Below are 19,232 nucleotides of genomic sequence, written 5' to 3'. Positions count from 1 at the left end.
GGTGTCCTGAATCTGAAGTTCACCTTGCATCCCTGCCTTGAAAGGCGGCTGTTGCGCTTGGCTTTGCGGCGGGCAGCGACTACAAACACGCAACACTGACAACATGCTCGTGACTGGATCGAATAATGGCTGAACCGCGCCGCGCCGAACTGAAAGATGAAACCGATATCAGCGGCGCGCATGTCGTGATTATCGAAGCGCGCTTCTATGATGACATCCAGGAAGCGTTGCTTCAGGGCGCGCTGAAGGAACTGGAGGCCGCGGGCGTCGGCTATGACGTGATCAGCGTTCCGGGCGCGCTGGAAATTCCGGCGGCGATTGCGATTGCGATGGATGCCTCGAAGAAAAACGGCAGGCCTTATGACGGTGCCATTGCGCTCGGTTGCGTCGTGCGCGGCGACACTATTCACTTTGAAATCGTCTCGATGGAGTCTTCGCGCGCCCTGATGGATCTTTCCGTCGCACGTGGCCTGCCGCTCGGCAACGGTATCATCACCGTCAACACCACGGAGCAGGCGTGGGAACGCGCCCGCGCCGACCGGCTGAACAAGGGCGGCGATGCGGCCCGTGCGGCACTTACGATGATGCGGATCAAGAAGCGTCTGGCGAAACCGCTATGAGCGAGCCCAGGAAGACTGGCGACAAGGGGCCGGGCGATAAGAAAGCCAACCGGCGCGGCGCGGCGCGTCTCGCAGCGGTGCAGGCTCTTTACCAGATGGACATCGCGGGCGCGGGTATCGGCGACATTTTCGCCGAGTTTGAAAGCCACTGGCTCGGCAGCGAAGTCGAAGGCGACACGTATCTGCCGGCCGAAGCGGCCTTCTTCAAGGACGTAGTCGCCGGCGTGGTGCGCGATCAGAGCAAGCTCGATCCGCTGATCGACAAGGCGCTCGAAAGCGGCTGGCCGCTGAAGCGTATCGACGCGATCCTGCGCGCGACGCTGCGGGCAGGGGCCTATGAACTCGAACATCGCAAGGACATTCCCGCCCGCGTCGTGGTGTCGGAATATGTCGATGTCGCGCATGCTTTCGTCGACAAGGATGAAACGGGAATGGTGAACGCCGTGCTCGACCAGATCGCGCGGCAGTTTCGTGCGGGCGAATTCGCGCGGGGGTAGGATACAGCCGTCATGCCCGGCCATGACGAAAATGGAATTGGTCGCAACGAATGGCCTCTGGTGAAGATGATCTCATCGCGCGCTACTTCCGTCCGCTCGCGACCGATCCCGGCGCGCTCGGCCTGATCGACGATGCCGCCTTGCTGAAACAGTCCGGCGACGATCTCGTTGTCACCACGGACGCTATTGTTGAAGGCGTCCACTTTCTCCCCAACGATCCACCGGACATTCTTGCGCGCAAGGCGCTGCGGGTGAACCTGTCGGATCTGGCAGCCAAAGGGGCCGTGCCCGCAGGTTTCGTGCTGACGCTGGCGTTGCGCGAGGCGAGCGACGAATGGCTCCGGCCGTTCGCGCAGGCGCTCGGCGAGGATGCGACTGCGTTCGGTTGCCCGGTACTCGGTGGCGATACGGTCTCGACGCCCGGTCCGCTGATGATCTCGATCACCGCATTCGGCCGCGTTCCGCCGGGCAGGATGGTCCGGCGCGACGGCGCGACGGCCGGCGACAGGATCGCCGTCACCGGGACCGTCGGCGATGCCGCACTGGGTTTGCGAATTCTCAAAGGCCAGATCGGAGGCGAAGCGCTCGACGTGCCCTCGCGCGATTTTCTCGTTCAGCGTTATCGCGTGCCGCAGCCCCGCAATGCGCTCGCTGTCGCCATCCGCGATCATGCGAGCGCGGCCATGGACGTCTCGGACGGCCTGGCCGGCGACCTAGCGAAATTGTGCGCGGCCTCAAACGTTGCAGCGTCCGTCGAAATGGCCACTGTTCCGCTCTCGGCACCGGCCCGTGCCTTGCTGGCAAAGGGAAGCGCCGGGATCGAGACATTGATATCGGGCGGTGACGACTACGAGGTCGTTTGCTCCGTCCCGGAGAATCAGTGGGATTCGTTCGTTGCCGCCGCGCGGAGGGCGGATGTCCCGGTTAGCGCCATTGGCAGAGTGGCGGCGGGCACGGCTGCGCCGCAGTTCCTTGACGCCTCCGGCAAGCCGGTCGCCCTGAAACGCTTGTCTTACAGCCATTTCTGACAGTTTCCCCCGCAAACGCGGCATCCGGCGCGATTCGTGGAATCGCCCGAAAAAGCGCCTCGCAAGCGTCTGGCGGCGTTGCGTCAAGGGTATGATTTTGGCATTGTCCGCGCCGAATTGAGGCAGCTTTTCGGCTTCCGACGAGCATGCCTCCTTTTTTGCGCCCCCGGCCATCCTGTACGGCCAGCGGAGCGTTTCTGGGGAAACAGCAGGGATCTGAGGCAAATTCAATGACAGCATTATGGTTGATCGTGCTCGCGGGAGCGCTTTCCATCGTTTACGCCGCGTGGGCCACCTCGTCGGTACTCGCAGCAGATGCGGGCAATGCCCGTATGCAGGAAATCGCAGCGGCGGTGCGCGAAGGCGCGCAGGCCTATCTCAAGCGTCAGTACCTGACGATCGGTATCGTCGGCATCGTGATCTTCGCGCTGCTGGCTTACTTCCTCGGCATTCTCGTGGCGGTCGGCTTTCTGATCGGCGCGGTGCTGTCCGGCGCCGCCGGCTTCATCGGCATGAACGTCTCGGTTCGCGCCAACGTGCGCACCGCGCAGGCGGCGACCAAGTCGCTGGCTGGCGGTCTTGAACTCGCGTTCAAGGCGGGCGCGATCACCGGTCTGCTCGTCGCAGGTCTCGCGCTGCTCGGCGTGACGCTGTACTTCATGTATCTGACGCAGGGTGCCGGTTTCGCCCCCAACAGCCGCACTGTTGTCGACGCCCTGGTGGCGCTCGGCTTCGGCGCATCGCTGATCTCGATCTTCGCGCGTCTCGGCGGCGGCATCTTCACCAAGGGTGCGGACGTCGGCGGCGATCTCGTCGGCAAGGTCGAAGCCGGTATTCCGGAAGACGATCCGCGCAACCCCGCCACCATCGCCGACAACGTCGGCGATAACGTCGGCGATTGCGCCGGCATGGCGGCGGACCTGTTCGAGACCTACGCGGTGACGGCTGTCGCCACCATGGTGCTGGCGGCGATCTTCTTCGCCACGTCGCCGCTGCTGGTGAACATGATGACGCTGCCGCTTGCCATCGGCGGCATCTGCATTCTGACCTCGATCGCCGGTACCTTCTTCGTGAAGCTCGGTGCCAGCCAGTCGATCATGGGTGCGCTGTACAAGGGCCTGATTGCCACCGGCGTTCTGTCGTTGATCGGTGTGGCGATCGTGATCCACCAGCTGATCGGCTTCGGTCCGCTCGCCGGCGTGAAGTACACCGGCCTCGCGCTGTTCGAATGCGGCATCGTCGGTCTGGTCGTTACGGGTCTCATCATCTGGATCACCGAATACTACACCGGCACGGATTTCCGTCCGGTGAAGTCGATTGCGGCGTCTTCGGTGACCGGTCACGGCACCAACGTGATCCAGGGTCTCGCGATCTCGATGGAATCGACAGCGGCTCCGGCCATCGTCATCATCGCGGGCATCCTCGTCACCTACAGCCTCGCAGGCCTGTTCGGCATTGCGATTGCCACCACGACGATGCTGGCGCTGGCCGGCATGATCGTCGCGCTCGACGCTTTCGGACCGGTCACCGACAATGCCGGCGGCATTGCCGAAATGGCCGGCCTTCCGAAGGAAGTGCGCAAGGCCACCGACGCGCTCGACGCGGTCGGCAACACCACCAAGGCCGTCACCAAGGGCTACGCGATCGGTTCGGCCGGTCTCGGCGCGCTGGTGCTGTTCGCGGCCTACAATGAAGACCTCAAGTTCTTCATCGCCAACGCCGCGAAGTACCCGTACTTCCAGGGCGTCATTCCGGACTTCTCGCTGAACAATCCTTACGTCGTGGTCGGCCTGCTGTTCGGCGGCCTGCTGCCGTATCTGTTCGGCGCGATGGGTATGACCGCTGTGGGCCGTGCGGCCGGCGCGATCGTCGAGGAAGTGCGTCGCCAGTTCCGCGAAAAGCCGGGCATCATGAAGGGCACCGACAAGCCGGATTACGGCAAGGCGGTCGATCTCCTGACCAGGGCGGCGATCAAGGAAATGATCATTCCGTCGCTGCTGCCGGTGCTGTCGCCGATCTTCGTCTACTTCGTGATCTACGTCATCGCGGGTGGCGGCGCGGCCGGCAAGTCGGCTGCCTTCTCGGCGGTCGGCGCCATGCTGCTCGGCGTCATCGTCACCGGTCTGTTCGTCGCGATCTCGATGACCTCGGGCGGCGGCGCATGGGACAACGCCAAGAAGTACATCGAGGACGGCCATCACGGCGGCAAGGGTTCCGACGCGCACAAGGCGGCGGTGACCGGCGATACCGTCGGCGACCCCTACAAGGATACGGCAGGTCCTGCGGTGAACCCAATGATCAAGATCACCAACATCGTGGCGCTGCTGCTGCTGGCGATCCTGGCACACTGATCATCAGGCCGAATCGAAAACAAACCCCGCAACGCAAGTTGCGGGGTTTTTTCATTGCGCGGACGCCACACCTGATTGTTGCGATTTGATGACATGTTGAATCGTTATCCCCGCTGAAAACTTTTCAGCAGCAGGAAACCCGAGCGCCGCGGCGTGCGTTGATCCAACTCACCAAGGGAGGCGAAACATGGCAGCCGACGACGGAGATCCGTTTGAGCAGGGGAAGCTTGCGCGATTCAACAACGAGCCGCACGACAATCCCTATCCGGAAAACACCGAGCAGCATCAGCGCTGGGAGGCGGGTTACAAGTTTGTCGAGCAGGGACTGATGTCGGTGTAACGCTGATCTATTTCGAAGACGAACGGCCGCTCCATCGGGGCGGCCGTTTTTATTTTGAGAACCGAGGGGCCTTTGACGTCGTCAGTTGACGTCCATCTTGAGGCCTTCCTTGTTGATGATGCCCGCGAACTTCTTGATCTCGTTATTGATGAAGGTCGTGAACTGTTCGGGCGTGCCGTAGTCCGGCACGGCGCCCATCGCCGCGATGTTCTTCTTGATGTCTTCGCGCTCCAGCATTTTCTTGATCTCGGCGTTGTAGGCATCGACGATCGGCCGCGGCGTGCCGCTCTGGATGAACATGCCGAACCACGATGACACGTCGAAATTGGCAAGCTCCGGGGCGCTCTCGCGCATGGTCGGGATGTTCGGCGCCTTGAAGCTGCGCTCCGGCGTGGTCACGGCCAGCGCCACCAGCGTTCCGGTCTCCGTCTGCGGCAGCGACGGATAGAGATTGTCGAACAGGATCGCGACATCACCGCCGAGCGCACCGGTGAGGGCGGGGCCAGCTCCGCGGAACGGGATGTGGGTCATCCTCAGTCCCGTCAGTTGCAGGAACCAGACCGCGGTGAGATGCGGGCTCTGTCCCACGCCTGAGGTGCCGTAGTTCAGCTTGTCCGGATTGGCCTTGAGATAGGCGATCAATTCCTTGATCGATTTGATTCCGCTCGAAGGATGCGCCGAGACGATGTTGGGAATCCGGATCGCGTTGCTGACCGGCTGAAGCTGTTCCGGTTTGTAGGGCAGGGAGCGGAAGATGCTGAAGGCGACCGCGTTGGGGCCGGGATTGCCGACCAGGATAGTGTTTCCGTCAGGCTTCTGTTGCGTGAAATAGGCTGTGCCGATGGTGCCGCCGCCACCGGACTTGTTCTCGACGACAGCCGAGATGCCCCACGCCTGTTGCAGATGCTGCGCGAGATAGCGCCCGATCACATCGGTGCTGCCGCCCGGCGCGGCGGGCACGATGATGCGGACGGTATCGGTCGGACGCCAGTCGGCGGCTTTCACCGAACGTGGCCAGAGCGAACTTGTAGAAAGAGCAGCAGCACCTGACAGCACGGTGCGGCGCGACAGTGAACGTGTCATCGGTATCCTCCCAGCGACATCTCGTTTGCGAGATTATTGTTGGGACGAAGCGTAGCGAGCGCGACCGCCCCGTCAAGCGACGAGGATTTCGCGCAGCGAAATGCCCGCAGCTAAAACTGCGGGCATGGCCGGCGAAGACAATGGAAATCAGCGCGGGCTGAGAATCTTGAAGATCGGAGTGAGGTAGCTCATCTCCTGACCACTGGTCGGTGTAGTGCGGCTGATGAAATCGAAGATCTTGCCGTCTTGCAGTCCGTAGTTGGCGACGCGCTGCACGGTGCGGTTCTTGTCGAAATAGATCGCGATCACGCGCTGGTCGACGACTTGCTGCTGCATGAACGCGACTTTGCGCTCGGAGCGTTGCGAGATGTAGTAAAATACCTCGCCGCTGAGGGTGGCAACCGTCGACGGTGTGCCCATCACGATCAGAACCTGATCCTGACTGGCGCCGATCGGAATTTGCTCAAGCGCGCCGGGCGGCAGGATGTAACCCTTCTGAAACTGCTCGCCGGCGCAAGCTCCCAGAATGGTGCAGACGAGTGCCACGACGGCACCCGCACGCAAGCGGGCGGCGAACCGTCGTGGTCCGGCAATATGAAGACCGGGCTGTATGGAAACAGTCATGTCTTGCGTAGCCTTCCTCTTGCTTCTTGGCTCTTGCGTCAGCCGGGGCGTTGACGTACCGGGCAGTTTCAATACACCGGGGGGCTCCGGGGACGATCAGATATCGTCTCCGGATTCGACGTGGAACCGAAAAATGCTTTGGCCGTTCAATCGTTTCAGGAACCCCGCCGTCCCGCGCGGCACCATTGAAGCCATCTATGGCATGATCGTGGCGCAAGCGCGAGAACCGGCGTTCTACGCGGATCTCCACGTCCGCGACACGGTTAATGGCCGTTTCGACCTGCTGATCCTGCATCTGTGGCTTGTGTTGCGCCGGTTGCAGCCGGCGCCGGGAGGCAGTGGCCTGTCGCAGGCGCTTTTCGACCGCTTTTGCGCGGACATGGACGACAATCTCCGGGAAATGGGGGTGGGCGACCTGACGGTCCCGAAACGGATGCAGGCGTTCGGCGAGGCGTTCTATGGGCGAACCTCGGCCTACGATCTGGCTTTTGAGGCGGGCGACGAGGCATTGGCGCAGGCGCTGTCGCGCAACGTCTTCAACGGCGAATTTCCCGAGAGTGCCAAGTTGCTTGCGGCCTACGTCCGCCAAACCAGCGATGCATTGAAGGCATTGGACGACGCGGTTATCACCGGCGGATCGTGGTCCTTTCCGAAACCCATGGTCGCCGCAGGGGCCTCAGCATGAGCAAATCTGGCCAGATGCCGGACGGGGATTTTCCGTGGAGCTTTCCCGTCGTGGTGGCTCAACTGCCCGAGGCAGGGTTGCATCAGGTTCTGGAAGCCAGCGCCGCGCAGCGGCAGCTGCTGGCGGACGCGGCCGGCGTGAATGCGGTGCTGCGGGCGACGGCGACCTTCGACGTCGTGCCAGAAGCGGATGGCCGGGTGAACGTCACCGGCAGCGTTCAGGCACGGGTGGAACAGGCGTGCGTGGTTTCGCTCGAGCCGGTGGAGAATGACCTCGACGAGAGCATCACGGCGGTGTTCGCGCCACCCGCGCAGATTCCGGTCAGTCCGAGATCCGTTCAGAAGGAAGATGGGGAGGATGCTGAGATCCCCGATCTGCCGGAGCCGATCGTTAATGGCGCTATCGACCTTGGCCATCTGGCGACGGAGTTCCTGATTCTGGGAATTGATCCCTATCCACGCAAACCGGGCGTGGCTTTTATCCCGCCCGCCACGCCGCAGGACCCGGATGAGCATCCGTTTGCTGCCCTAAAGGCGCTCAAGGCTGCTCCGGGCAAGCCTGAAGGGTCCAAAGGCAAGAAACCCAAGGGAAAATGATGGACAGGCGGGTAGGCGCTTGTCCGAACCGGCGGTCGTGGTCAAGCCGTTGTATCGCACCACAAAAACGCTATTGTCGCTGCCCGGCTGGGGTTGCGCTGGTTGTAGCGAATACCTCCGCCTAATGCTGTCAGAACGACGGCTTTCAGACCGCGGCCAATCACCTCAAGGCCGCAACGATCAGGTTTCCGGGACGCCTTATGCCGCAAAAGGTTCGAATCGCGCTTGATGCCATGGGCGGCGATTTCGGTGCATCGGTCGTCGTTCCGGGCGCGGCTCTCGCGTTGACGCGGCACACCGATATCGAATTTCTGCTGTTCGGCGACAGCGCCTTGATCAACACGCAACTGGAAGCCCATCCGGCGCTCAAGGCCGTGTCACGGGTCTTCCATGCCGATATTGCCATCAGCATGGACGAGAAGCCGAGCCAGGCGCTGCGCCGGGGCCGCAAGTCTTCTTCCATGTGGTTGGCGATCGATGCCGTGAAGAAGGGCGAGGCCGATGTCGCGGTTTCCGCCGGCAACACCGGCGCGCTGATGGCGATGGCGCGGCTGAACCTGCGGATGATGCCCGGCATTGACCGTCCGGCGATTGCAGCCGTTTGGCCGACGGTGCGCGGCGAATCCGTCGTGCTCGATGTCGGCGCCTCAATCGGGGGTGACGCGCGCCATCTCGCCTTCCTGGCGATCATGGGCAGCGCCATGGCGCGGGTGTTGTTCGATCTTGAGCGGCCGACGGTGGGCCTGCTCAACATCGGCGTGGAAGAAGTGAAGGGCGTCGAGGAGGTGCGGGGCGCGGCGGAACTGCTCCGGGCGATGAACCTGCCGCAACTCGAATTCATTGGATTTGTCGAGGGCGACGGCATCGGCAAGGGCGCTGCCGACGTTATCGTGACCGAAGGATTCAGCGGCAACATCGCCTTGAAGACTGCCGAAGGCACCGCGCGGCAGATCGCGGAATATCTGCGCAGCGCCATGAGCCGGACCTGGCGCTCGAAACTCGGTTACATCTTCGCGCGTGGCGCTTTCAACGCGCTGCGCGACAAGATGGATCCCCGCAAGGTCAATGGCGGCGTCTTTCTCGGGCTGAACGGAGTGGTCATCAAGAGCCACGGCGGCACCGATGCCGAGGGCTTTGCGTCGGCAGTCGATGTTGGTTATGACATGGTTCGCTACGATCTCCTGCCCAAGATCAATCAAACACTCAACCGCGATGGCCACGCTCTTTCGATCGTGCCCAACGCGCAGGAGGCTGTCTCGTGACTGTGATGCGTTCGGTCGTGCTTGGCTACGGTTCTTATATGCCGGAGCGCATCCTGACCAATGCCGAATTGGCAAAGATGGTGGACACATCCGACGAATGGATTGTCCAGCGTACCGGCATCAAGCAGCGGCACATCGCTGCGGAAGGCGAGTTCACGTCGCACCTCGGCCTCAAGGCCGCGCAGGCGGCGATCGCCAATGCCGGCATCGACACGCAGTCGATCGACCTGATCGTGCTGGCAACCTCGACGCCGGACAATACTTTTCCTGCCACGGCTGTCGCTATTCAGAACGGCCTCGGCATCAACCACGGCGCTGCATTCGATTTGCAGGCCGTGTGTTCGGGATTCATCTTCGCGCTGGCGACCGCCGATAATTTTCTCAAGAGCGGAGCGTTCAAGCGCGCGCTGGTGATCGGCGCAGAAACCTTCTCGCGGATTCTGGACTGGAACGACCGTGGAACCTGCGTCCTGTTCGGTGACGGGGCTGGTGCCGTGATCCTTGAAGCGCAACCGCAAGCCGGAACCTCCAACGATCGCGGCATTCTGACCACGCATCTGCGTTCCGATGGCCGCCACAAGGATAAGCTGTTCGTCGACGGTGGGCCGTCGAGCACCCAGACCGTGGGCCATCTGCGGATGGAGGGCCGGGAGGTGTTCAAGCACGCCGTCGGCATGATCACCGACGTCATCGTCGACGCCTTCGCTGCGACCGGCACCAGCGCGGACGATCTGGACTGGCTGGTTCCTCATCAGGCCAACAAGCGCATCATCGATGCGTCGGCGAAGAAGCTGCATATTGCGCCGCAGAAAGTGGTGCTGACGGTCGATCGCCACGGAAACACCTCAGCGGCGTCGATTCCTCTCGCGCTTGCGGAGGCCGCGGGTGACGGGCGCATCAAGAAGAATGATCTTTTGATGCTGGAGGCGATGGGCGGCGGATTTACGTGGGGATCGGCGCTGTTGCGCTGGTGAGTCTTTTGCTAAAGTCTGGCGATAATTGAATCCAATTCCATGCTTGTGCATTGATGAGCAAGGTTGACCCTCGCTCGCTAAGCTCATAATTTCAGAACATAAATTTTTCGCCGTGAGCGGGGCAGGCGATGACCGGAACCGGAAAGACAGTCACACGTGTCGATCTGTGCGAAGCAGTCTACCAAAAGGTAGGGCTGTCGCGTACGGAGTCGTCGGCATTTGTCGAGCTTGTGTTGAAAGAGATCACTGATTGCCTTGAGAAGGGCGAGACAGTGAAGCTGTCCTCGTTCGGCTCGTTCATGGTGCGCAAGAAGGGCCAGCGCATCGGCCGCAATCCCAAGACCGGAACGGAGGTGCCGATTTCTCCGCGCCGCGTTATGGTGTTCAAGCCGTCAGCGATTCTCAAGCAGCGTATCAACGGCAATGGCAGTGCCGCCGCGGCGGGCGCGGACGACTGACCACTGAGAGCGGCGGCTTTCAACGGGGAGCCTGCATTTGGACAAGGCGCCTGACGCATTTCGGACGATCAGTGAAGTCGCTGATGACCTTGATGTGCCGCAGCACGTCCTGAGGTTCTGGGAAACACGCTTCACCCAGATCAAGCCCATGAAACGGAGCGGCGGACGCCGCTATTACCGCCCGGACGACGTCAACCTGCTGCGCGGCATCCGACGCCTGCTGTACGGCGAGGGCTACACGATCCGCGGCGTGCAGCGCATTTTGCGGGAACACGGCATCAAGTCGGTGCAGAGCCTGACCGACGGGTCGGCGGATCATGCGTCGGCGCTGTTCGACGGTCCCTCCTTCGAGGCAGAGAAGAATGAGCGCGCGCCGAATCTGGCGGAACTCGATGCTGAGATCGAAGAGGAGGACGAGTTTGCGGAGGACGAGCCGGAGATTCGCTCCGGGAGCTATGCGTCGCCGCTGTCGCTGCGCGATCTTGGACCGCCGCTGAACGAGGCAGCCAAGGCTGTCATGCCGAAGCCGGTGCAGCCCGTCCCGGCAAATGGTCCATCAGGGGCCGAGGCCTATGCCCCGCCCAGCGTTCGCAAGGGCGCAAAGCCGATCGACCGGGGCAGGCTCCAGGCGGCGCTCGACGACCTGATCGGGGCGCGGGCGCTGATCGATCAGGTGCTGAAGGACAACTAAGGAAGGCGTTCTGCCGGGTCAAAACCGGCTCCATGGCCCCAGTGGGGGCGGCCCCTTCTTGCGCGGCAGCGTGAACGAGGCTACAGCATCCCTGCCTCTTGGCACGGTTCGGAGCGTAGCGCAGCCCGGTTAGCGCACTAGTCTGGGGGACTAGGGGTCGGAGGTTCAAATCCTCTCGCTCCGACCAACCAAATCAAAGACTTAAGCCCGATCTTTTTGTTCTATTTTTCCCAAAAACCCGGCTGGGAAGGGTGTGGGATTGCGGCAACAGGTCGCAGCAAAGTGACGGGCTTCAGGCGGCCTTCCAACTGAGGTTCGCGTTTTCGTCTTCTGAAAAGACCTCATCCCACCTGTCACGATAGGTTTTCTTTTCCGGTTTCAGCGCGCTGCCAGACACCATCTGATCGAGCAACTGGCCGATCAGACCCAAGGCGTCCACCGCGTCATCGTGCCGGCCCGCTGGGAAACTCATAAGCTCCGCTTTAAAATCGGGATACCAGTTGGCCGTCATCGGGACATACAGCCCCTTCATGGCCATGCGACCGCGAATGGACTGCGCGCGAACGGCTTTGTCCCCACGCGTCGGGAACTGTTGGCGATACACGTAAGCGTGTCGCTCACGCAGTCGCTTTTCTAGGAACGGCCCGACGCCGGATTTGATCTGGCCTGACTCTTCGGCCCAGGCCATCGGCTGCCACTGTCGAACAAGATCACAGAAACTCTCCACCCATTCATCCGACGCAGCCTGTTTGCGCCACAGGTCGAGCAGATACATATCGCCCTTCGGATCGATGCCGACCACGGCGTGCACCGTGTAGTCGCCCTTGTCGGCACTCACCGCGTAGTCGGATGCCCCGTAAATCCGCAGCTCCTTTCGATCTGGAATCTGATCATAAGCGCGGAGCCATTCTGCTTTGAAGTAGTCACCATCTTCCGGCGCGGGCTTCTGCTGAAACAGCGCCGCCCACATCATGGGCGAGGTTTCGTTCTGCCGAGCGCGGAGAAAGTCGCCGTATTTGTAGGCGGGATCATCGTCCCAAAGGTATTCACCGGGCGCGCGTCCGATCGGGTCGCTTTCACCAGCAATTGCCGGAATGTCGATTATCTTGCCGCGCACTTTGCCGGCCTCGATTTGAGAGACAATGCGTCCTGCAACGTCCATCTCATGCCAGCGCGTATTCATCAGAATGCGCTTGGCACCCGGCTTCAAACGCGATCCGAAATCGTCCGTATACCAATCCCATCGCTTCTCCCGCACTGTGTTTGACCACGCGTCCTCTCGATTACCGAACAAGTCATCGCAGAGGCCAAGGTCTGCACGGAAACCGCTGATGCCCTTGCCGGCACCCACCGCGTAATATTCGCCGCCTTGCTCAATGCTGAAATTGTCCGACGCCGCGTTAGATGCTGACAGACTGATTCCCAGCACATCCGAACAATCCTTGATCGACGCGCGCACCCTGCGGCCCCAGCGCATGGCGAAATCATCGGAATGTGTCGCAAACAGCGTGTTGTTCTGCGGGTAGTTGGCAAGATACCAGGGAGGAAATAACTGCGAGATGTAAGTTGATTTGGCGCAGCCGGGTGGGGCGTGGAATAGCAGGACGTCAAACTCATCTGTAGCGACGAAGCGCTCCAACTCGTCCATTATAATCTGATGGTGGCGAGCCGGCACATAGCCGCAATAGCGCGCCCATGACGAAAGCGACCGGCGCACAGCGAGGACGCCCTGCCTTTCAAGCAGTCGCCGCTCTAATTCGGCAAGGGCTTCCGGCGCAACGTCCGTAGTCAATGTTCTGTCTCGGTCTGGGCGTGTTGGCTGGCCGCCCTCATGGCGCGAAGATTGTTCAGCGCCTCAACGACTTCCTCCTCTGTCATGGCGTCGATTGCGCCATCAGAAACAAACAATTCTTTCGGAAGAATGCTGGCGACAATCTTGAGGTATTCCGTTGGCTTTTCAGCCCGAACGATTTTGATAACGCCCGCGCCATGCTCAGCGAAATCATTCGCAAGCTCGTCAATAAACTTTCCCTGCAAGCGATTGCGGGAGCCGGGCACGCGACCGTTGTTGCCCTTGCCAAATCGCCCGTTAGATTCACGAGACATCCGGCGCACTCCCAATTTCGGATTCCACGATATAGCGGTAGCGCTGAAGGGGAAGTTCTGCGGAGACGCCAGCCTCATGGCGGTACTCACAATGCACCCACTCGCCAGCATCGTTGCGATATTGGACAGCCAGGCGGAACGCCGAACCGTCGTCTGTCATGATCTTTACTTGCGCCATTCCCTCGTTCCTTTAATGTTTGTCCATGTCGAATGATCCGCGCGAGATTGCTTCAGGGGCAATTGCCAAACTTGAGCGCAAAATAAACGCGCCGTTTCCGGTTGCGGACATCAGGAGGCAAGCGGAGCCTCGTCTGTTACTCCCTCGGCCACGAAGAAATTGGCCGTGGTACGTTCTGCAATGGTCGGCGGTCCTTGGCGTAATTTTGCTAGAGTGGGCATACGAATGGACACCCAACGGTAATCCATGGGTGCTGGCCATCGCTTGCATCTTGGCTGCTGCTTGCGTCACCGCTTTGACTTCTCTTGTTCTAGACGGCGCTTATTTACTGCGCTCGATCCAGTCGCGATTATTCTCGCCGCAAGAATCTGACCGGCAGTAGAGTCAATCGGCATCCGAGAAATGTGCGCAAGCATCGTCCTTGATCGAGGATCAATAAGAAATTCCGCAATCCCGGTGAGATTGTTGCCTAGCTGCCAACGTGACCATGCGTCGGAAATGGTAGACAGCCATTTGGCGGGGCTGGCGCTGGTCTTGATGGCGTTGCCCACCGTCCCGCCTGACGAGAGGTCTTTAAGGTCCTGCACATTGAAGGCGGTCTTAGAGCCTTGCGCCTGACGTGTGCCGGTGGCCTGTACAATATCAAGAAGGCGGTCGAAACCATCCCACACACGCGGGCCATTTGGCCCAAGAGACTCCACGGCAGCCTGCAAGTTTGCGCGCTGCTGAGAATTGCCGACGAGGCGGTTCGCGAACTTTGCGCCGCCGAACTGATTGGGACCACTTTGCAGGCTGCGGGCGGATTCGTTAAACACACCCTCAACGTGAGCGCGGACAAGATCACGTGCCGCGCCGGGATTCCGGTTAACGAGCGTAGTCACCGTGCGGGCAATCTCCCGTTCCGAATTTGCGAGAGGCTGCGACGGGAACAGCGCATTGATTGCCTCGCGTGTAGGCAAGTCGCGTTTCGCGAGTCGTCCAATCGGGCCGTCAATGATCGGTTGCAGGATTTGCTCGCGGCCGCCGCTCTGGATTGCGAGCGCGGTGTCGTAGTCGGGAGAAGCGCGGCGGGCCGCGTCGCGTACCGCCGTAGCGTCCAAGCCATAGCCAGCCGAGCGCTGCATGTTCTGTTGCGCAGTGACCGGCGAAGCCGCATTTGTTGCAGACTGGTCTAGCTGTTTTTTGACTTCGTTCAGAAAGCCAACGGAATCCTCAGGCATACCGCGCACATAGCGCGCAAGTTGAGGATCACTGAAAACGGCGTTCCGCGCCTCCTCATAACCCGGCAGCGCACGCACGCGCGCCATTTCCTGCGGACTGAGGCGGACCCCTGCTGCTTGCGTATAGTAAGGCTCTGACGCCGTGTTAATCATCCCACGAGTGTCATCAATGTGACCCTCTGCGGCGCGACCGACAGCGGGGCCGATATTGGACGGCGCGTTGTTAGCCGGTGCTATATTTTGAAACTCGGCACGAGCTGCGTTTTCGATCTGCTGCGGGCGCTGCGCAAGAATTGGCGCGAGGACTTCACGGCCACCGCGATTTGATTCCACAACGCGCTGAAGGTTCGTAAGCCCCGCGCCTGGTGATACCTGTTCAAGGGCTTCCGCCCAGGTGAGGGTAACGCCATGCGCGGCGGCATCGTCCATCAACGCGGCGGCCTGCTGAACTGCCGCCTCATCGACATTGGCGGAAAGATTGGCACGAACAGCGCGGCCAACGGATGACGGGCGATTGATGGCCGCAGCCACACCGCCCGTCATCAACGCCGTTCCGACGCGGGCAGGAATTTCTAGCGCCGTGCCCTTCGTTGCGCCCCCCGCAAGTTCTGACGCGATGCCCGGCACCACTGCGAAATTGACAGCATTGCGAGCTGCGCCACCGGGGCCAAGTGCCGCGCCCGGCAAAAACTCACCGACTGTCTGTGCATACTCGCCAGCGCGGGTCTGTGGCTTGTAAAACTTTCCGGTCACGCCTTCGATGTACTGCTGAATATCATGAGAGGTCGGGATATATTTTGAAACCGTGTTGTCGCGCGCTGGCATGTCGTAAGCAGGAAAGCCCATCGCTTCCGCAGCTTTGTTGCCGAGGTAGTTCGTTGCCGTCGCAAGTCCCTGCGATGCATCCCCGATCAATCCACCGATACCGATTAGGCCACGACCAATTCCAACGCCGGCTGACTTCGCAACATCGAGCGCAACATCACCGGCAGTATTCGCGAACGGATCATAGTCAACTGGCGTCAATTTCGGACTTTCGGTGCCAGGGCCGATGTAGACGCGCTTGACGCCCGGCGTTGGAGCCGGGCTGTCTGCGAACGGGTCATAGTCAACAGCGGTAAGCGTTGGCATCAGGGATTGACCATCAAATATTTGCCGGGGCGCGCGGGATCGGGAACATAATAATTTCCGTCACGACCCTGACGGGGCTGCATCTGCATCTGCGCCTGGGCCGATTGGCCAGATGCAGCGCCATTCGGAAACAGCGGGTTTGAGTTCGACCACTCGGCAAGGTCACGATAAAAGCCCTCGTCCAAACGACCTTTTTTCTTGATGTAGTTCTGCCGAAATTGCTCAACATCAATGGCGCGCTGATTCAGCTTGCGATTTACGTCAACGATCAACCGGTTGCCATCCGGCGTCTTTTCAAGGCCGGGCTGCATCTCCTTCAAATAGGCTCGGTCGCTGTCCGACATAGAGCCGGGCATGCCAGCGCCCCCAGCAGGGTTGCGCGCTTGCAGGGCAAGTTGGTTAGAAATGGATTGCACCGCTTCGGCACCGCCTACACCCTCGCCAACATCAATCCCGAGAGATTTTGCAATCTTCTTGGCCTGTAAGACCTTCTCGCCAGCGGTGCCTTGATAGACGCCGGGGTCCTGAAGCAACTGTTCTAGGCGATCCAGATTTGCATTCGACGTGCGAGCGCTCGCAGCTCCCTTAATGATTCCAATGTTCATATCAGCAAGCTCTTTGCCCATCGCCTGATCGTATGCCTTCTCTTGCGGGGGCATATTGATCGTTGATTTATTTGCGCCTGCCTGAGAAACTGCCGTCTGATATTCGAGCGGCGACATGGGCGGCAAACCCTTTGCAGCGCGGGCGGCGTTCTCAGCGGAAAGGTTCTTCAGGGTGTCCGTCTGGTCGGCTTTGCCAATCGAGCCAATTGCAGTCAGGAGGGGAGCGGCCTGCGGTCCCATGCCGATAATCTTGCCGAGCGACGCCTTGTCGATCGCGCCTTTTGTTGCAATCTGATTGCCGACTTCAGCATACCCGTCTTCCAACTCGCGCTCTTTCATCTGCCTGCGCGTGGTGCCATAGGCAGACACCCCCGACATGAGGGCATCAAAGATATTCGGGGCCTGCACTTCAAAAGGATTTGCCATCAGGTTTTAACCCTTCGTAGTCTTGCGCTGCCTCTCGCGCTCTTGGGCGCGGGGGCTGGTGAGATAGCTCCGAAGATTCGACCCGGCATTTGCCAGCGCCGCGTCAGAGTCATAGAACGTCGCACCCCCTTGCGTTACCCTGTCACCGCTAGAGAAGACATCTCCGCGATGTTCAATGGTCCACTGCCAAGAGGGCAGCGCCACATTCGCCGCCGATGCGCGGGGCGTGTGGGTGATTGTAATTTTAGTTTCGGTCATGGTCGCTTCCTGTTGAAAATGTCTTCCAGCTTTGATGGCCCGCCCCAAGCGGGGCCGATCCGTTTCCCGACATTGCGAGCGCCGGCAAGATTCGTGGGCATGACTCGCGGACGAGCGTTCTGCTGCGAGGCGGTTGGCGACCAACCGAGAGTTTCTGATGCCCATTGCGCCATCACAGCGACGGGATCATTCGACGCTCGCATTCTCTCGCTAAGAATAGCGTGGTCGGGGTGACCCTTCCGCATTACGTCGTCAACGATCCGGTCAAGGTCCTCAAAGGTCGATTTGCCATACTCAGAAATAAACTCCGCTCGCGAAGCTCGCGAGTTCGTCCTGATTTCCACTTCCCGAACCGTCTCATGCGGATTTAACCAGTACTGAGTTTCTTCCGGTGAGGCCTCGCCCTTCTGCGACTGCTCATACAGCAGCGCGTCGCGCTCCTCTTCGACCTCCCGCAGGCGGGCGGCAGTGGCCTGTCGCTTTTTCTTCTCGCTCTCGAACGCCTTAAACGTCCAATTATTGTCGCGCTGGGCGTCGCTACCGGTATCATCGGGGCTTGCCGCGTCCGACTGCTCCCGATGATTCTGTTGTGTGGCGGATTGCGACTCCGCTGACGAATTCTGTTCGCTAAAAATCTGGCCAAGATCGGTTGGCGCAACAGGTGACTCGTTTAGAACCTGATTCTGATCGTCCATATGGTCTACTCCTTACGCCCGAAAGCCCGGCGTCAGCATTGCCCGATTATTGCGCCGGCACCACGCGAACGCGGTCACGACGCAACGTGCATCGTTCCGCGCGACCTATTTTCTCGAGAGTGATTTTTCGCGAACCATCGTGTGCCGGTCCATCGTCGTTCACGACGCGAGAATCCACATACTTCCATCCGAACACCGACGTGCGAACGATCTCGTCCGGGGCAAGAATAGGAAATGCATTTGCGCGCCGCTCTTGCTCGCGTCGCTGCTCAATTTCAAAGGAAGCGCGCCGCTTAGCAGCCCTATCCTCTTCTGAGATTTCTGGCCCGGCCATAGCTGCCAAACGCTCAGCTACAGACATGTCCTCAATGCGTTTATTGACTTTTGGTTTGCTCATTCGATTCTCACAGCTTGATGAAAAACGTGCCGAGCATGGTCTTTTGCACGTTGTTGTGCGCCGTACCGGAGCCTTGTGTGTTGGTCTTGTTCTGCGTGCCGCCGCCACCAGATGCACTGCGAACTTGAACGCCGGTTGTTGCCGCCTGAATCCCGATAGAGACGACGGTCTGCAAGCCGCTACCGGAACCGGTGCCGACCGACACGCCGTTGGCTCCAGTAAGCCCATTAGTGAGTGTGTGGTTGTGGCCGGGGTCATTTATGAACACGTCATGATCGTGTGAGGCGTGCTCCGCAGCAATGAGGGCATGAACAGTCTCACCAACGATGCTGCCGGCGGTCGTGACATTGCCGACTATAACGGGCACACCCGTGTACCCACCCGCCGCCGTATTGCCCATGTCATCGAGACCGCCGAGAACAACGTTGCGACCATTGAGGAGGGCAATCGGCTTGTTCGCAGCATAGTCCGCAGCAGCATTCGCGCCGCGACCGCCCGTAACGTGGCACAGCGTGTCAGAGAAATTATTCCAAAGCACAGTGTAAAGCGCAGACGTGTCAGCGTTCGCGCGCTCCGTCGCGCCGGAAGAGGTATTGCCTACGGTTCGACCGTTCAACCTGACCCAGCCGGTGCGCGTGCTGTTTACTGGCGACCAGATTACGTCGCCAGTTTGAGCAATGGTCGTCGGGTCAACACCACCGCCGCCGCTTTCGCCGGAGCTAGGTCCGATAACCGGGATGTTGTCCTGCGCGAATTGCTGGAGGCCGTTCGCATCTTCAATACGAATCTTAACCTGTCCATCTTCCAAGTAAAAAAATGGAATGTTTCCTCCGGCGTCCAGTGTGATCGGGCGCGGTAAGGGCTGCGTCAGTGCGCTGTCATAGAATCCGTCCTGCGGGGCAGAAGTAGTCCCGGCCTGGATGATCCAGACTTTCCCGCCGTTGAGTGGCTTTGCGGTGACGCTGTGGAGTCGCTGCGTGCCGGCAAGTGTGATTGTGCCAACCATT

General features: G+C 60.4%; 21 protein-coding genes and 1 tRNA gene. 12 read left to right on the top strand and 10 right to left on the bottom strand.

Annotation, left to right across the window (positions count from 1 at the left end):
* The first annotated feature begins 125 nt into the window (after window positions 1-125).
* From ribH to LVY71_RS14180, 5 genes are all read left to right on the top strand, one after another.
* Entirely contained in the window at window positions 126-620 is a 495-nt protein-coding gene (ribH, locus tag LVY71_RS14200; protein WP_235100519.1) for a 6,7-dimethyl-8-ribityllumazine synthase, read from the top strand.
* Complete coding sequence (gene nusB / locus LVY71_RS14195; RefSeq protein WP_235100518.1) at window positions 617-1,117, top strand: transcription antitermination factor NusB; 501 nt, start codon at window positions 617-619, stop codon at window positions 1,115-1,117. The genes ribH and nusB overlap by 4 nt, the downstream gene beginning before the upstream one ends.
* Window positions 1,118-1,167: 50 nt before the next feature.
* Window positions 1,168-2,145 (top strand): thiamine-phosphate kinase, encoded by a 978-nt coding sequence (gene thiL, locus LVY71_RS14190; protein WP_235100517.1) that lies wholly within the window; start codon window positions 1,168-1,170, stop codon window positions 2,143-2,145.
* Window positions 2,146-2,375: 230 nt separating this feature from the next.
* Window positions 2,376-4,496 carry a sodium-translocating pyrophosphatase gene (locus LVY71_RS14185; RefSeq protein WP_235100516.1) on the top strand — a complete coding sequence of 707 codons (2,121 nt, stop codon included), beginning with the start codon at window positions 2,376-2,378 and terminating at the stop codon, window positions 4,494-4,496.
* Between the two features lie 187 nt (window positions 4,497-4,683).
* Window positions 4,684-4,836 carry a hypothetical protein gene (locus tag LVY71_RS14180; protein WP_235100515.1) on the top strand — a complete coding sequence of 51 codons (153 nt, stop codon included), beginning with the start codon at window positions 4,684-4,686 and terminating at the stop codon, window positions 4,834-4,836.
* 81 nt (window positions 4,837-4,917) lie between these two features.
* Here the strand turns inward: LVY71_RS14180 and LVY71_RS14175 are convergent, their stop codons facing one another.
* Both LVY71_RS14175 and LVY71_RS14170 read right to left on the bottom strand, forming a co-directional pair.
* Window positions 4,918-5,919: a Bug family tripartite tricarboxylate transporter substrate binding protein gene (locus LVY71_RS14175; RefSeq protein WP_235100514.1), complete on the bottom strand. Its 1,002-nt coding sequence runs from the start codon at window positions 5,917-5,919 to the stop codon at window positions 4,918-4,920.
* Window positions 5,920-6,066: 147 nt separating this feature from the next.
* Window positions 6,067-6,543 carry an outer membrane protein assembly factor BamE gene (locus LVY71_RS14170; RefSeq protein ID WP_235100513.1) on the bottom strand — a complete coding sequence of 159 codons (477 nt, stop codon included), beginning with the start codon at window positions 6,541-6,543 and terminating at the stop codon, window positions 6,067-6,069.
* Between the two features lie 133 nt (window positions 6,544-6,676).
* Here LVY71_RS14170 and LVY71_RS14165 point away from each other — a divergent pair, with 133 nt between their 5' ends.
* The 7 genes from LVY71_RS14165 to LVY71_RS14135 all read left to right on the top strand — a co-directional run bounded on the left by LVY71_RS14165 (window position 6,677) and on the right by LVY71_RS14135 (window position 11,396).
* Complete coding sequence (locus LVY71_RS14165; protein ID WP_235101500.1) at window positions 6,677-7,228, top strand: ubiquinol-cytochrome C chaperone family protein; 552 nt, start codon at window positions 6,677-6,679, stop codon at window positions 7,226-7,228.
* Window positions 7,225-7,824: a YceD family protein gene (locus LVY71_RS14160; RefSeq protein ID WP_235100512.1), complete on the top strand. Its 600-nt coding sequence runs from the start codon at window positions 7,225-7,227 to the stop codon at window positions 7,822-7,824. Before LVY71_RS14165 ends, LVY71_RS14160 begins: the two co-directional genes overlap by 4 nt.
* A gap of 200 nt (window positions 7,825-8,024) precedes the next feature.
* Complete coding sequence (gene plsX / locus LVY71_RS14155) at window positions 8,025-9,086, top strand: phosphate acyltransferase PlsX (protein WP_235100511.1); 1,062 nt, start codon at window positions 8,025-8,027, stop codon at window positions 9,084-9,086.
* Window positions 9,083-10,060 carry a beta-ketoacyl-ACP synthase III gene (locus tag LVY71_RS14150; protein ID WP_349629892.1) on the top strand — a complete coding sequence of 326 codons (978 nt, stop codon included), beginning with the start codon at window positions 9,083-9,085 and terminating at the stop codon, window positions 10,058-10,060. Before plsX ends, LVY71_RS14150 begins: the two co-directional genes overlap by 4 nt.
* A 128-nt stretch (window positions 10,061-10,188) precedes the next feature.
* Complete coding sequence (locus tag LVY71_RS14145) at window positions 10,189-10,518, top strand: integration host factor subunit alpha (protein ID WP_235100510.1); 330 nt, start codon at window positions 10,189-10,191, stop codon at window positions 10,516-10,518.
* A 37-nt stretch (window positions 10,519-10,555) separates the two neighbouring features.
* Window positions 10,556-11,209, top strand: coding sequence for a MerR family transcriptional regulator (locus LVY71_RS14140; protein WP_235100509.1), 654 nt, complete (start codon window positions 10,556-10,558; stop codon window positions 11,207-11,209).
* 109 nt (window positions 11,210-11,318) lie between these two features.
* Window positions 11,319-11,396: transfer RNA gene (locus LVY71_RS14135), tRNA-Pro, on the top strand.
* Window positions 11,397-11,501: 105 nt separating this feature from the next.
* Here LVY71_RS14135 and terL read toward each other — a convergent pair.
* The 8 genes from terL to LVY71_RS14095 all read right to left on the bottom strand — a co-directional run bounded on the left by terL (window position 11,502) and on the right by LVY71_RS14095 (window position 19,231).
* Window positions 11,502-13,001: a phage terminase large subunit gene (gene terL / locus LVY71_RS14130; protein WP_235100508.1), complete on the bottom strand. Its 1,500-nt coding sequence runs from the start codon at window positions 12,999-13,001 to the stop codon at window positions 11,502-11,504.
* Window positions 12,998-13,315: a hypothetical protein gene (locus LVY71_RS14125; RefSeq protein WP_235100507.1), complete on the bottom strand. Its 318-nt coding sequence runs from the start codon at window positions 13,313-13,315 to the stop codon at window positions 12,998-13,000. The genes terL and LVY71_RS14125 overlap by 4 nt, the downstream gene beginning before the upstream one ends.
* Window positions 13,305-13,493, bottom strand: coding sequence for a hypothetical protein (locus tag LVY71_RS14120; protein WP_235100506.1), 189 nt, complete (start codon window positions 13,491-13,493; stop codon window positions 13,305-13,307). The genes LVY71_RS14125 and LVY71_RS14120 overlap by 11 nt, the downstream gene beginning before the upstream one ends.
* 287 nt (window positions 13,494-13,780) lie before the next feature.
* The gene (locus LVY71_RS14115) at window positions 13,781-15,844 is read right to left on the bottom strand and encodes a hypothetical protein (RefSeq protein WP_235100505.1); all 2,064 of its coding nucleotides are present in this window, start codon (window positions 15,842-15,844) and stop codon (window positions 13,781-13,783) included.
* Window positions 15,844-16,875 (bottom strand): hypothetical protein, encoded by a 1,032-nt coding sequence (locus LVY71_RS14110; RefSeq protein WP_235100504.1) that lies wholly within the window; start codon window positions 16,873-16,875, stop codon window positions 15,844-15,846. The genes LVY71_RS14115 and LVY71_RS14110 overlap by 1 nt, the downstream gene beginning before the upstream one ends.
* 254 nt (window positions 16,876-17,129) lie before the next feature.
* Complete coding sequence (locus LVY71_RS14105) at window positions 17,130-17,828, bottom strand: hypothetical protein (protein WP_235100503.1); 699 nt, start codon at window positions 17,826-17,828, stop codon at window positions 17,130-17,132.
* A 46-nt stretch (window positions 17,829-17,874) separates the two neighbouring features.
* Window positions 17,875-18,225, bottom strand: a complete 351-nt coding sequence (locus tag LVY71_RS14100; protein WP_235100502.1) for a hypothetical protein — start codon at window positions 18,223-18,225, stop codon at window positions 17,875-17,877.
* A 7-nt stretch (window positions 18,226-18,232) separates the two neighbouring features.
* Window positions 18,233-19,231 (bottom strand): hypothetical protein, encoded by a 999-nt coding sequence (locus tag LVY71_RS14095; RefSeq protein WP_235100501.1) that lies wholly within the window; start codon window positions 19,229-19,231, stop codon window positions 18,233-18,235.
* Window position 19,232 lies beyond the last annotated feature (1 nt).

This window comes from Bradyrhizobium sp. G127 (assembly GCF_021502575.1).
In the GTDB taxonomy this organism is placed as follows: Bacteria; Pseudomonadota; Alphaproteobacteria; order Rhizobiales; family Xanthobacteraceae; genus Afipia.
This window is presented reverse-complemented; position numbering and strand designations above follow the sequence as displayed.